This window comes from Stenotrophomonas sp. a6 (assembly GCF_030913325.1).
In the GTDB taxonomy this organism is placed as follows: domain Bacteria; phylum Pseudomonadota; class Gammaproteobacteria; order Xanthomonadales; family Xanthomonadaceae; genus Stenotrophomonas; species Stenotrophomonas maltophilia.
This window is the reverse complement of record NZ_CP133161.1, coordinates 3,188,980-3,202,198: the sequence shown is the minus strand read 5'-3', so window position 1 is coordinate 3,202,198 and position 13,219 is coordinate 3,188,980. Positions and strand designations below refer to the sequence as shown.

The window sequence follows — 13,219 nt, the reverse complement described above, 5'->3', positions numbered from 1 at the left end:
TCAGGGCGAAGGTGTGGGCGCAGCGCTGGCCGGCTGTGCCATCCAGCGCTCCATCTTGCGGTCCAGCACGTCCAGAGGCATCGAGCCGTCTTTCAGCAGTTCTGCATGGAAGCGGCGCAGATCGAAGGCTGCGCCCTGGCGTGCCTTGGCCTTGTCGCGCAGGGCAACGATGGTGGTCAGGCCGGCGACGTTCGACAGTGCCTGGCCGGGCTGGGCCATGATCCGCTCGACTTCGGCGTTGGCGTCATCGCTGCTCATGTCCACCGTCTTCTGCAGGTAGGCCACGGCCTGCTGCTTGCTCCAGCCCTGTGCATTGACGCCGGTGTCGGCGACGACGCGCGCGGCGCGCAGCAGGCGTGAGTACAGGTAGCCGATACGGTCGTAGGGATCGGTGTAGACGCCGAGGTCTTCCCCCAGCGTTTCGGCGTACAGGCCCCAGCCTTCGACGAACGCAAGATCGCCACCGAGGCGACGGAAGCGCGGCAGCTTGGCCAGCTCCTGCTGCAGGCCCAGTTGCACGTGATGGCCGGGAATCGCTTCATGCAGGTACTGCACCGGCACGCTCCAGCGCTTGCGGCTGGGCAGGTCGCGGGTGTTGATGTACAGCACGCCGGGCTGCCCGGGCGGCGACGGCTGGTAGGCGGCAGCGGCGGCGGTCAGCGCCCGTTCCGGCTCCACCGCGCGTACTTCCAGTGCGGACTTCGGCAGCGTATCGAGCACCTGCGGCAGGCGCGCGTTGACCTGCTGCTGCACCTGGCGGTAGCGGCTGATCAGTGCATTGGCATCGCTGTACTGGAACTGGCGATCATTGCGCATGCTGCGCAGCAGCTTTGCCGGCGTGCCACGCAGCTTGGCGTCCTTCATCACCGTGGCGATCTGTGCCTGCAGTTCCTGCACGCGTTGCTCGCCCAGCGCGTGCAGCTGCGCGGCGGTCTGGTCGCTGGCGGTGGTCTGCACGATCAGGTTGGCGTACCAGGCCTGGCCGTCGGGCAGCGCGCCCATGCCGCTGCTGGCGCGCGTGGCCGGCAGGTACTCGGTGGCGATGAAGCCGCGCAGGGCGCGGTAGGCGGGCATGATGCGCAGTTCGATCATGCGCTTGTACTCGGCACTGATGCGCGCCTTGTCTTCGGCCGCAATCGTGTTCGGCATGGTGCGGATCGGCGACCAGAAGATGCTCTCTTCAGCGGTCGGCTTGATCACCGCATCCAGCTGCGGCAGCACCTTCTCCATCAGGTCGCGCGGCTGCACCACGCCGGCCTTCATGCCCTGGCGCATGTTGTCGATGGCCTGGTCGAACAGTTCGGGAATGCCGAGCGAGCGGCGCGACCAGGTGTCGTAGTCCTGCACGGTGTTGAACGGCTGCGCGCCGGCGCCGGAGCCGAGGATCGCCATGATGCTGCCGATGTTGTAGTACTGGCTGATCGGCATCATCCAGCTCGGGTAGCGCTCGGCAGCCAGCGAGGCGCGCGCGTCACGTACGAAGATCTCGTAACTGAGCAGGTCCTGGCCCTGCAGGCCATCGCTGCCGAGTTTTTCGACCTTGCCCAGCCACTGCGTGGTGAAGTCGTGCGACTGCTGGCGCCAGGCGGCGGACAGGATGTTGGGCAGCTGGTCGTTGTAGCGCGGTTCGCCCTGGAACGTGGCCTGCAGCGGGTTCAACCGCATCGAGGCATCCCAGTACTCGTCGTACAGCCGTTCCAGCTGCACCTGCTTGGGCACGGCACGGGCCGGTGCGACCGGACGCGGCGCAGCGCGGCGCGCCGAACTGCCACGGGCCGGTGCGGTGGCACGGGCGGGCCTGGCCTTGGGCTTGGCGGCCTGGCGGGTCTGCGCAGCGGCAGGGCGGCTGGCCTTCTTCTTCGCTGCTTCGGCCGACGGCACGGCACTGAACAGGAACAACGCCGCAATGGCAGCGGCCAGGACGCGGGGGGAATACGGCATCAAGAAGCTTCCGTGGAACACAGATCGTGGAGCTTGCACGATCCGCGCGCGTACGGCCAGCGTGAAGACGCAGTCAGCTTGGCGGCGCTGGGGCTTCAGTCAGCCGCAGCGGCGGCGCGCAGTGCCGCCGCGCGATCGGCGCCCAGATAGCGGGTGATGGCACGCCGCATCAGGTACAGCAATGGAATCAGGGCGACCGCAAAGCCCATCTTGTACACGTAGTTGACACTGGCGACCGCAAGGAACAGCGAGGTCGGCCAGTGCTGCGGGCCCAGCACGAAGGCGATCCAGATCACCACGAAGCTGTCCACCACCTGCGAGATCGCAGTCGATCCGGTCGCACGCAGCCACACGTGGCGTTCACCGGTGGCCTGGCGGATGCGGTGGAACACCGCCACGTCGATCAGCTGGCCAAGCAGGAAGGCCACCAGCGAACCGGCGATGGTCCACATGCCCTGGCCGAACACGGCTGCGAACGCGGCCTGGTAGTCGGGCACACCGTGGCCATCCATCGAGGTGACCCACCAGCTGGCCGGCGCCAGCGAAATGGCCGCGAAGGCGAACAGGAAGCCGTAGCCGATCAGCACCACCGCCAGCCACGAGATGAAGCGCACGCCGCGCTTGCCGAAAAACTCGTTGATGGTGTCGGTCATGATGAACACCACCGGCCACAGCAGGGTACCGGCGGTGAAGCTGAGCGAGCCGGTCTGGCCGAACAGGTTCCAGTTCAGCGGGGCGATGCCCAGGGTGTCTTCCAGCGCGAAGATCTTCACCCCGATCAGCTCGGCCAGCACCGCATTGCCGCAGAAGAACGCGGCCAGCACGATGAACAGCAGGACCGCGCGGTCCTGCAGCGGGCGCTCGATCGGCGCCGGGGTCATTCGGTGCGTTCGCCGGTGCGTTCGCCGGCGCGGGTGAACGGCACGCTGGACGGTGCGACGGCGCCGCCGGAAATGATGAAGCTCATGGCCTGGTCGACGGTCCAGTCAGTCGGGGTCAGCAGTTCCACCGGCACGATTTCCAGGTAGCCCGAGGTCGGGTTCGGCGTGGTCGGTACATACACCGCGGCCAGCTCACGGTCGGTGCCGTGTTCCTTGATCACGCGGGTGACCAGGCCGACCGATTTCATGTCGCGGTGCGGGAAGTCGATCAGCACCACGCGCTGGGTGCTGCCCGGTTCGGTCTGCAGCATGTCCAGCAGCTTCTTTGCGCTGTCGTAGATGATGCTGGCCAGCGGAATGCGCTTGATGACCGCGCCCACCCAGCGCAGCAGGCGCTGGCCGAGCACGCGGCGGCTGGCCACGCCCACCGCCAGGATCACCAGCAGGGTGGCCAGCAGGGCGATGGTGTCCTGGATCCATTCGGCGCGGACCCAGCCGAGGTAGTGCGGAAAGCTTGTCGCGATCTGCTCGGACAGCGGTACCACCAGCGGGCTGGAAATGCCCGACAGCAACACGAACACGAACTTGACCACGACCCAGGTCAGCCAGATCGGCAGCAGGGTCAGCAGGCCGGTCAGGAACAGGCGCTGCAGGGAGGGGCGGGGGACCAGGGCGGGGGCTTCGAGCGACATGTGCGCATTGTAGCGGTCACTGCCGGTCGATTACGCTGGTGGATCGACTGCGGCAACGAGCCATGGAAGGGAAGCTGTGTTGAAGATTCTGCGTGGACTGGGCTGGACCCTGGCGGGCCTGCTGCTGTTGACCATCGTGGTGTGGTGCGCCTCACGCATGTGGCCGGTGCCGGAATCGCGGTTGCAGGCGCAGCAACGGCTGGAAGCGCGGCTGCCGGCGAGCGGGCGCAACGGTTATGCCCTGTTGTGGACGCTGCCGTTCGACGATCTGGATGCCCGCCAGCGCGAGCAGGCGTTGGCCGAGGACGTGCGCCGTTGGGAGGCCGACCTGCGGGGCAGCAGCGGCGGCCAGACACACCTGGTGGCCAACCATGCCGAGCTGCGCTCGCGGCCCGGTGCCAGTTGCGGGCCGGCCGCCCGCGGCTGCCTCGCCCAGGTCCGCGCGGACCCGCAACGCTTCGTGGAGGCCCATGCCGGGCACCAGCAGTTGCACGCGCGGCTGGATCAGCTCGCCGAAGCAGACTACTTCGTATCGCCGTTCCAGCCGAAGGGCGAGGGCATCCTGGTGCCGATGCCGACCTACGGGCTGGTGGTCGATGCCACCAGCGCACGCGCGCTGGCGTTCGTACAGGGTGACATCGACGGTGCCCTGCGCGGCAGCTGCCGGGGAGTGCAGCTGGGCCGGCGGCTGGTGCCCGGTGGCAGCTATCTGGTCGAAAGCATCATCGGCGCCAGCCTGGTACAGGCCAACGCGCAGCTGCTGGCCGACATGCTGGTCGAACTGCCTGCCGATCACCCGCTGCCGGCCGAATGCGAACAGGCCATGCAGCCGATGCGGGCCGACGAGCAGAGCCTGTGCCGTGCGATGCAGGGCGAGTATGCGATGAACCGGGTGGCGATCGAGACCTCGGCGCGGGAATTCGGCGGCGCGCTGGTACTGGACCGCAGCAGCACCCTGGCCCGTGCGGCCGGCAATCTCGGTTGGGCCTGTGGCGCGACGGCGACCGCTGCGCTGGAGGCGGACCGTCCGTTGCCGGCACCGGCGCCGCCGCAGCGTGACTTTGGTTGCCTGTCGAACGTCATGGGTTGCCTGTTGACCGACATTGCGGGTCCGGTCTATCCGGCCTATTCGTCGCGCACCCAGGACGCCGCGGCGATGCTGCGCCTGCTGGGTGCACAGCGCTGGCTGCGGCAGCAGCCGGGGGATCCGGTGGATGCCCTGCAGCGGTTGCCGGCACAGTTCGCCTCGCCGGTGCGGGCGCCGCAGGTGTCGGCGGATGGCCGCCATCTGCAGGTGCCACGCCGCTCGCCGTCCCGCAGCAACGACGAAAGCCCATGGCTGTCGGTGCCGTTGCAGGCGGAGCCAGCTTCGACTGCGTTGGCGCGCGATTGAGGCGCGCTCAGCGTGCGTGTGGCTTCAACCGCAGGTAGACCTGCTTGCGGACCTGTGCGACCACCTCGCCGCTTTCATCGATCACGTCGTTGCTGAACCAGCGCAGCACCTTCTCGCCACTGGCCGCTTCGGCGCGCAGTTCGTCCAGCAGCGCGTCGTCGATGCGGAACGACGTCCGCACGATGCCACGGCCCGGCTTGAGGAAGTCGATGGCGCCGGCGCGGTCCCACACGTAGTAGTCGCGGCCGAGGATGTGCAGCAGGCCGAGCATCCAGAACGGATCGGTCATCGCGAACAGGCTGCCGCCGAAGTGGGTGCCGACGTAGTTGCGGTTCCATGGCCGCAGGCGCAGCTCGACATCAATCTGCCGGTAGTCGGGGGTGATGCGGGTGACGTGGATGCCGGTGAACAGGAAGGGCGGCCAGAGGTTGATGCCGAAGCGGAACAGACGGGCGTTCATGCGGATCCGGGGGCGCTGGGCGAGGTGTCCAGTCTAACCATTCGCATGCGTATGTTGCACCCTGGTGGCACCGGTCACGCGTCGCCGTCGATCACATACCCGTCGCGCCCGTTGGCTTTGGCCTGGTACAGCGCGGTGTCGGCCCCTTCGACGAAATGATGCGGTTGCAGCCCGCCTTCCGGTACCCGGGTAAACACGCCGATGGTGAGCGTCACCCGATCGTCGCTGCCGTCACCGTGTACCGGCAATGCACGTACGCAGTCGATCAGGTCCTGGATGACAAGCCGCGCGCCTTCGGCCGGGGTATCGGGCAATACCAGCGCGAATTCATCGCCACCGTAACGCGCGGCCATGTCGCGCGGACGCCGCGCATGCGCGCCGATCAACCGGGCGACGTCCCGCAGCACGCGGTCGCCGACCTGGTGGCCATGGCGGTCGTTGTGGCGCTTGAAGTGGTCGACATCGATCAGCGCCAGGCTCAGTGGCTTGCCGTTGCGTCGTGCGGCGTCGCATTCCTGCTGCAGCGCCTGTTCGAAACGCAGGCGATTGCCAAGGCCGGTCAGTGCGTCGCGGTTGGCCTGCCGGTGCCAGGCCGAAATCCGCCAGATCGCCCAGGCCAGCAGGACCAGCAGGATGCCCAGCAGGGCGGTGGCTGGCGCCCACCAGAGGTTGCTGGTGCGCAACAGCAACCAGCTCAACAGAGGAGCAAGCGGCAGCGAACACAGCGCCGCCAGCCACGGCAGGCGCAGGCCGAGCAGGATCACGCACAGCGCCACCAGCACCGCGCTGATGGTGTGCTGCCAGAAGCGGGGCAGCACCTCGATCTGCTTGTGCTGCAGCAGCATCGAGGCGATGTTGGCCTGGTACTCGCTGCCGCTCATCCAGAACTCGCGGGTGGTCGGGGTCAGCAGGCGCGGTGCGATGCCGCTGGCGGTCATGCCTACGATGATGCGGCGGCCATGCAGCATCGCCATGTCCACGTGGCCATCGAGTACGTCTGCGTAGGAAACCTGCGGCAACTGCTCGGGAGGTCCGGCATAGCGCACCCGCACGTAGTCGTTGCGCCGCCATTGATAAGGCGAGCCCACCTCGGGATCAGGGTCGGGCAGTCCGCGCACCGCGCCCGCGGGCAGGCCGGTCAGGGCCAGCCCTAGCGCCGGCCAATGCGCCTTGCCGATGCCCGCATGCAGGTAGATGCCGCGGGCGACGCCGTCGCTGTCCACCTCAACGTCGGTGTGGCCGATGGCGGCGGCACTGGCCGCGATCTGCGGAACTGGCAGCATTTCCTCGGCCATGCGATCACCGGCTGCCGGTGCGGCCAGCACCGGCAGCACCACCCGGCCATTGCGACGGATGGCCGCGGCCAGCGCCTCGTCCTGGCGGCTGTCGCGGCGGTCCGGCTCGGACAGCATCAGATCCAGCGCGACCCGTTCGGCACCGGCATCGGTCAGGCGATCCAGCAACCGGGCGTGGACCGAGCGCGGCCACGGCCATTGGCCGATGCGTTGCAGGCTGCCTTCGTCGATGGCCACGATCAGCACGCTCGGGTCGGGTCGATAGTCCCAGTTGCCGACCATCGCGTCGTAGGTGGCCTCGTCCTGCCGCCACAGCCATTGGCCCTGGCTGGCGACGATGGTCAGTATCCCGGCCAGCATGGCCAGCAGGATCCGCTTCGACCACGGCAGCGGCGAACGCCTCACAACAGCAGCCACAGCAGCAGGGCACCGCCGCCGGTGCCATAGCAGAGGCGACACGGCAGGGCGATCTTCTGGGCAGGCGAGAACTCGCCAGCATGGCCGTCATCGTCGATGTACTGCACGCGCACATGCAGGGTGCCGCGCCACGGACGCTTGAAGCTGACCTGCGGTTCGGCCACGGTTTCGTCGACCAGGGGTGCCTTGAAGTCGCCGCGGCGGTCGACCTGCACGCGATAGCGCTGGCCTTCGCTGCCGGCCTGCCAGCGCAGGGTCAGTTCACCGTGCGCGGCCTCGGGCGGTTGCAGCGCAGGATCGACCGGCTCGTTGCTCAGCTGCAGTGGCAGGGCCTGGCCATAGCGCCCCTGGTGCCCATCGGCACTGCGGGAGGCGATCCGCCAGAAGTAGTGACCCGGCGGCAATGGCTGCGCCAGGCGCAGGTCGGTGCCGGTGCTGGTCTGTTCCTGCAGTGGCTGTACGAAGCTGGAATCAGCCGCGATCTGCAGCACGCTGCTGCGCGCACCGGGGGCCTGGCTCCAGCGGAAACGCGGGCGGTCGCTGTTGATTGTCTGTCCATGCAGCGGGGCCAGGGTCAGCGGCGGTGGAGGCTGGTCGCTGAGTTCGAAGTCGGCACTGGCGTCGATGCCTTCCACACCCTGCGCATCGACCGCGCGCAGCAGGATGCGCAGCTGGCCCGGCGGCAGATCGCCGATGGCCAGGCGGGTATCGGGGGTGGTGGCAGCGAACAGCAGGATCTCCGGCGTGGCTGCCTCCACCACTTCAACGCGGTAATGCGCGGCGCCGGCGACCGGAGTCCATGCCAGCAGCGTCGGCAACGGGGCCAGGCGCAGTTCATCGTTGCGCAGCTGCGGTGCCGGCAGCAGTGCGGAGACTGCGTCCGGTGCGGCGTCTGCGCTGGCGCTGCGGGTGGCCTGTCCGGGCTGGACCATGCGCTGGCCATGGGTGTTGCCGACCTGCACCTTGCCCTGCAGGACCTCGGTGGCCGCGACATCACGACCGTCGCCGGCACTGACCCGGAAGACGGTGCCGCGCACGCTGCTGGTGGCGGTGGGCGCATCGATGATGTAACGCGATGCCGGGCCGCGCGCGGGCGTCACCCGATTGCTGGCGCGGCCCTGCTGCAGGCGCAGGCGGGTGTCGACCATGCCGGTGTGGCCGTAGCGGCTGAGCTGGTCCAGGCGCAGGCGCGAGTACTCACGCAGCTGCAGGCGCGACGCATCGGCAAATTCCAGCGTGACGCTGGATTCGCCCTCGGTCTGTACGGTGTCTCCGATATGCAGCTGCTCGCCGGCCTGGATGGCGCGGCTGGCGCTGCCGTCTCCACTGGACAGTTCGACTTTGCCGCGGACCGAGAGCACCCGCGCCGGCGCCGGTTCGATGCGCAGCCAGCTGATGGGGAAACGCAGCAGCTGGCCGGGCGGCAGCCGGTAGGGGTTGTCGATTCGGTTGTGCTGCTGGAGCTGCTGCCAGCGCACCGAGGGTTTCAGATACACGCCACCCAGATCCCACAGGGTGTCGCCGGGGCGGACCCGGTAGTTCCAGTCCTGCGCGGCGGCGATGGCCGGCAGCAGAAGCAGGGCACAGAGCAGGGCGCCCTGGAAGCGCATGGCAAACAACAGCGAGCGGACGAAGGTCACAGTTTTGCAATCCCGGCAATGCGGGGGTGCAGCTGCAAGACCCCATGGCCCCGACCTCATCCCCCCGAACGGATCGTGGCGGCCGTACGGCCGCCATCGTGCGCATTATTGCCCGCGTCCAGTGCAGGGATTCTGAACGAACCCGGCTTCCGTTCAGAACAGCAGGGAGGCCATCCTGCGGCGGTACTGGCCGACCAGGTCCTCGTCGGAGATCACATTGAAGGCATCGATCAGCGCCTTGCGCGGCAGGCCTTCCTCGAAACTCCGGTCGATCCGCAGCATTTCCAGGAACTGCGCCAGCGCGGCCTCGTCATGGCCGCCGAGCAGCAGCTGCACGCCGCGCAGGTGGCGGGCCTTGAGGTCATTGCCGTTGGCGGCGATGCGCGCGTCCAGCACCTCGGCGGCCGGGGCGTCCTTCAGGGCGGCGGCAAAGGACAGCCGGGCGCGGGCGCGCACGGCGCGGTCGTCGGTGGCCAGGTTGGCGGGCAGGCCGTCGATCAGCGTGCCGGCTTCGTCCACGCCGCCGATCTGCAGCAGGGCCAGGGCCAGGTCGAGCTTCAGCTCGTCCTTGTCCGGCTCGGCGGCGATCTGCGCACGCAGTACATCCACCTGTGCCTGCGGATCCAACGGCGCTTCGTCCTCGGCGGCAGTGTCGCCGACGTCGGCCGGCACGATGCCGTGCTGGGCCAGGAACTCACGCAGCTGGCCTTCCGGGATGGCGCCGGGGAAACCGTCCACCAGCTGGCCGCCCTTGACCAGGAACACGGTCGGCACCGAGCGGATCTGGAAGGCGGCGGCGATCTGCTGTTCCTTGTCGACATCGACCTTGGCCAGCTCGAAGGCGCCGTTGTATTCGGCGGCCAGTTTTTCCAGCATCGGCCCCAGGGTCTTGCAGGGGCCGCACCACGTGGCCCAGAAGTCGACCAGCACCGGCGTCTGCAGCGACTTCTGCAGGACTTCGGCCTCGAAGGTCGCAGTGGTGGCGTCGAATACGTAGGTCGTCTCGGTCATGGGGGAGGCATCGATTGGCATCTGGAGACCGATTCTATGGTGACGATCGATGCCAGTCTCAACCCGGACTGCGGCAAATGCCCGACAATGCGTCGTTCCCGCCGCCGTTGCTCCTGGAGCCCGCATGACCTCCCCGTCTTCCCTGTCGCGTCTGTCCGGCCCCGCCGCCGCACTGCTGTTCGTGCTGGCGGTGCTGGGCTTCGGCGCCGGCCTGGAAGGTTATGCACAGGCGCGGCACCCGGTGGCCCTGCTGGGCGCACATGGCGTGCCGCACGCGTTGGCCTTCAATCTGCTGGGCTTCGTACTGCCGGGCCTGTTGGCGGTGGTCGTGGCCGAGTGCCTGCGCCGACAGCTGCCGCCCGGTGCTGGCTGGGCGCCGCGGGTGGGCAGCCAGATGCTGTTGCTGGGCGGACTGGCCTTCACCGCGATGGGCTTGATGCCGCTGGATGTGGACGATCTGCACGGGCCGGCCAGCCAGCTGCACGCCAGTGCCTGGATGATCTGGGTGCTGGGCTTCGTCGCCGGCACCCTGTTGCTGGGCATCTCCCAGCTGCGCCAGACGCACGGCCGCGCCCTGGGCGGGGTGGCGCTCGCCTGTGGCGTGCTGGCGGCGCTGGCTGCCTTTGCGCTGCAGGGCGTGCTGCCGGCGCCGCTGGCACAACGGCTTGCATTCGCCTGCTGGGCGGTCTGGCTGGCGCTGGCCCTGCCTCTGTCGCGACCGCGCTGAGACCGGCTCCGGGCGCTGGCGGGGCCGGCGGTCGGCGGGCAGGATTGGAGACGTTTGCCGCACTGCGGTACGCTGTACCGCTTTGCCGCCGCATCCGCGTGTTCCATGACCAGCGCTGAAACCAACGCCTACGACCCGCAGCAGGTTGAATCCGCCGCCCAGAAGTACTGGGACGCCACCCGTGCCTTCGAAGTCGACGAGACTTCGGACAAGCCGAAGTACTACTGCCTGTCGATGCTTCCGTACCCGTCCGGTGCGCTGCACATGGGCCACGTGCGCAATTACACCATCGGCGACGTGATCAGCCGCTACAAGCGCATGACCGGCCACAACGTGCTGCAGCCGATGGGCTGGGACGCGTTCGGCCTGCCGGCGGAGAACGCGGCAATCAAGAACAAGACCGCACCGGCGGCCTGGACCTACAAGAACATCGAGCACATGCGTGGCCAGTTCAAGGCCATGGGCTATGCGGTGGACTGGTCGCGCGAATTCGCCACCTGCCGCCCGGACTACTATGTCCACGAACAGCGCATGTTCACGCGCCTGATGCGCAAGGGCCTGGCCTACCGCCGCAATGCGGTGGTGAACTGGGATCCGGTCGACCAGACCGTGCTGGCCAACGAGCAGGTCATCGATGGCCGTGGTTGGCGTTCCGGTGCGCTGGTCGAGAAGCGCGAGATCCCGCAGTGGTTCCTGCGCATCACCGATTACGCCCAGGAACTGCTGGACGGCCTGGATGAACTGGACGGCTGGCCGGATTCGGTCAAGACCATGCAGCGCAACTGGATCGGCCGCTCCGAAGGCCTGGAAATCCAGTTCGACGTGCGTGATGTCGACGGCACTGCGCTGGATCCGCTGCGCGTGTTCACCACCCGTCCGGATACCGTGATGGGCGTGACCTTCGTGTCGATCGCCGCCGAACATCCGCTGGCCCTGCATGCGGCGAAGAACAACCCGGAACTGGCTGCGCTGCTGTCGGAAATGAAGCAGGGTGGCGTGTCCGAGGCCGAGCTGGAAACCCAGGAAAAGCGCGGCATGGACACCGGCCTGCGTGCCATCCATCCGGTCACCGGCGAAAAGGTGCCGGTGTGGGTCGCCAACTTCGTGCTGATGGGCTACGGCACCGGTGCGGTGATGGCTGTTCCGGGCCACGACCAGCGCGACAATGAAGTGGCCAACAAGTACGGCCTGCCGATCAAGCAGGTGATCGCGCTGAAGGATCCGCGCAACGACGACGAGCGCACCTGGGATGGTGCCCGCTGGCAGGACTGGTACAGCGACAAGAACCGTGCCTTCGAGCTGGTCAACTCGGCCGAATTCGATGGGCTGGATTTCCAGGGCGCCTTCGAAGCCCTGGCCGAACGCTTCGAGCGCAAGGCCCAGGGCCAGCGCCGCGTCAACTATCGCCTGCGCGACTGGGGCGTGAGCCGCCAGCGCTACTGGGGTTGCCCGATTCCGGTGATCTACTGCGACAAGTGCGGTGCGGTGCCGGTGCCGGAAGAGCAGCTGCCGGTGGTGCTGCCGGAGGACGTGGCGTTCTCGGGGACTGGTTCGCCGATCAAGACTGATCCGGAATGGCGCAAGACCACCTGCCCGGAATGCGGCGGCGCGGCCGAGCGCGAGACCGACACCTTCGACACCTTCATGGAGTCGAGCTGGTACTACGCCCGCTACACCTCGCCGGGTGCCCGAGATGCGGTCGACAAGCGCGGCAATTACTGGTTGCCGGTCGACCAGTACATCGGCGGCATCGAGCACGCGATCCTGCACCTGATGTATTTCCGCTTCTACCACAAGCTGCTGCGCGACGCGCGGATGGTGGACAGCAACGAACCGGCACGCAACCTGCTGTGCCAGGGCATGGTGATCGCCGAGACCTACTACCGCCCGAACCCGGACGGCTCGAAGGACTGGATCAATCCGGCCGATGTAGAAGTGCAGCGCGACGAGCGCGGCCGCATCACTGGCGCCACGCTGATCGCCGACGGCCAGCCGGTGGTGGTCGGTGGCACTGAAAAGATGTCCAAGTCGAAGAACAACGGCGTGGACCCGCAGGCGATGGTCGACAAGTACGGTGCCGACACCGTGCGCCTGTTCTCGATGTTCGCCGCCCCGCCGGAACAGTCGCTGGAGTGGAACGAAGCCGGCGTGGACGGTATGGCGCGCTTCCTGCGCCGCCTGTGGGCCCAGGTGCAGAAGCACGCCGCCGACGGTGCCGCCCCGGCGCTGGACGTGGCCGCGCTGGACGCCAACCAGAAGGCACTGCGTCGCAAGACCCACGAGACCATCGGCAAGGTCGGTGACGACTATGGCCGTCGCCACAGCTTCAATACCGCCATCGCGGCGGTGATGGAACTGATGAACGCGCTGGCCAAGTTCGAGGACGGCAGCGAGCAGGGCCGTGCGGTGCGCCAGGAAGCGCTGCAGGCCATCGTGCTGCTGCTGAACCCGATCACCCCGCATGCCAGCCACGCCCTGTGGCAGGTGCTGGGCCATGGCGAGACGCTGCTGGAAGACCAGCCGTTCCCGCAGGCCGACGCCGGTGCGCTGGTGCGCGACGCGCTGACCCTGGCCGTGCAGGTCAACGGCAAGCTGCGTGGCACCATCGAGGTGGCCGCCGATGCTGCACGCGAGCAGGTCGAAGCACTGGCTCTGGCCGAGCCGAATGCGGCCAAGTTCATGGAAGGCCTGACCGTGCGCAAGATCATCATCGTGCCGGGCAAGATCGTGAACATCGTCGCTGCCTGATGCATCCTGGGCCG

The 13,219-nt window shown here is 67.9% G+C and carries 10 protein-coding genes; 3 read left to right on the top strand and 7 right to left on the bottom strand.

Annotated elements, in window-relative coordinates; genetic code table 11:
* From Q9Q79_RS14810 to Q9Q79_RS14800, 3 genes are all read right to left on the bottom strand, one after another.
* On the bottom strand, positions 1 to 1,941 hold the full coding sequence (locus Q9Q79_RS14810; RefSeq protein WP_059035031.1) for a DUF885 family protein: 1,941 nt from the start codon (positions 1,939 to 1,941) through the stop codon (positions 1 to 3).
* A 95-nt stretch (positions 1,942 to 2,036) separates the two neighbouring features.
* Positions 2,037 to 2,822: a queuosine precursor transporter gene (locus tag Q9Q79_RS14805; protein ID WP_012480937.1), complete on the bottom strand. Its 786-nt coding sequence runs from the start codon at positions 2,820 to 2,822 to the stop codon at positions 2,037 to 2,039.
* Positions 2,819 to 3,514, bottom strand: a complete 696-nt coding sequence (locus tag Q9Q79_RS14800) for a DUF502 domain-containing protein (RefSeq protein ID WP_005414135.1) — start codon at positions 3,512 to 3,514, stop codon at positions 2,819 to 2,821. Before Q9Q79_RS14800 ends, Q9Q79_RS14805 begins: the two co-directional genes overlap by 4 nt.
* Before the next feature lie 76 nt (positions 3,515 to 3,590).
* Between Q9Q79_RS14800 and Q9Q79_RS14795 the strand changes: the two genes are divergently transcribed.
* Positions 3,591 to 4,907 (top strand): hypothetical protein, encoded by a 1,317-nt coding sequence (locus Q9Q79_RS14795; RefSeq protein WP_099484056.1) that lies wholly within the window; start codon positions 3,591 to 3,593, stop codon positions 4,905 to 4,907.
* A gap of 7 nt (positions 4,908 to 4,914) precedes the next feature.
* On the opposite strand, the gene Q9Q79_RS14790 is transcribed toward Q9Q79_RS14795, so the two are convergent.
* The 4 genes from Q9Q79_RS14790 to trxA form a co-directional block, all read right to left on the bottom strand.
* Positions 4,915 to 5,367 carry a DUF4442 domain-containing protein gene (locus tag Q9Q79_RS14790; protein WP_010482929.1) on the bottom strand — a complete coding sequence of 151 codons (453 nt, stop codon included), beginning with the start codon at positions 5,365 to 5,367 and terminating at the stop codon, positions 4,915 to 4,917.
* A 74-nt stretch (positions 5,368 to 5,441) separates the two neighbouring features.
* On the bottom strand, positions 5,442 to 7,067 hold the full coding sequence (locus Q9Q79_RS14785; protein WP_065183442.1) for a CHASE2 domain-containing protein: 1,626 nt from the start codon (positions 7,065 to 7,067) through the stop codon (positions 5,442 to 5,444).
* Positions 7,064 to 8,719 carry a FecR domain-containing protein gene (locus Q9Q79_RS14780; RefSeq protein WP_043034738.1) on the bottom strand — a complete coding sequence of 552 codons (1,656 nt, stop codon included), beginning with the start codon at positions 8,717 to 8,719 and terminating at the stop codon, positions 7,064 to 7,066. The genes Q9Q79_RS14785 and Q9Q79_RS14780 overlap by 4 nt, the downstream gene beginning before the upstream one ends.
* 153 nt (positions 8,720 to 8,872) lie before the next feature.
* Entirely contained in the window at positions 8,873 to 9,730 is an 858-nt protein-coding gene (gene trxA, locus Q9Q79_RS14775; protein WP_005410542.1) for a thioredoxin, read from the bottom strand.
* A gap of 124 nt (positions 9,731 to 9,854) precedes the next feature.
* Between trxA and Q9Q79_RS14770 the strand changes: the two genes are divergently transcribed.
* Positions 9,855 to 10,457, top strand: a complete 603-nt coding sequence (locus Q9Q79_RS14770; RefSeq protein WP_201864068.1) for a DUF998 domain-containing protein — start codon at positions 9,855 to 9,857, stop codon at positions 10,455 to 10,457.
* Positions 10,458 to 10,562: 105 nt separating this feature from the next.
* Positions 10,563 to 13,205, top strand: a complete 2,643-nt coding sequence (gene leuS, locus Q9Q79_RS14765) for a leucine--tRNA ligase (RefSeq protein WP_012480931.1) — start codon at positions 10,563 to 10,565, stop codon at positions 13,203 to 13,205.
* Positions 13,206 to 13,219: the final 14 nt, after the last annotated feature.

Bases quoted from the DNA above. Each gene is read 5' to 3' on its own strand.
- trxA (WP_005410542.1), bottom strand. From the start codon at position 9,730: ATGACCGAGACGACCTACGTATTCGACGCCACCACTGCGACCTTCGAG.
- Q9Q79_RS14810 (WP_059035031.1), bottom strand. From the start codon at position 1,941: ATGCCGTATTCCCCCCGCGTCCTGGCCGCTGCCATTGCGGCGTTGTTC.
- Q9Q79_RS14800 (WP_005414135.1), bottom strand. From the start codon at position 3,514: ATGTCGCTCGAAGCCCCCGCCCTGGTCCCCCGCCCCTCCCTGCAGCGC.
- Q9Q79_RS14790 (WP_010482929.1), bottom strand. From the start codon at position 5,367: ATGAACGCCCGTCTGTTCCGCTTCGGCATCAACCTCTGGCCGCCCTTC.
- leuS (WP_012480931.1), top strand. From the start codon at position 10,563: ATGACCAGCGCTGAAACCAACGCCTACGACCCGCAGCAGGTTGAATCC.
- Q9Q79_RS14805 (WP_012480937.1), bottom strand. From the start codon at position 2,822: ATGACCCCGGCGCCGATCGAGCGCCCGCTGCAGGACCGCGCGGTCCTG.
- Q9Q79_RS14770 (WP_201864068.1), top strand. From the start codon at position 9,855: ATGACCTCCCCGTCTTCCCTGTCGCGTCTGTCCGGCCCCGCCGCCGCA.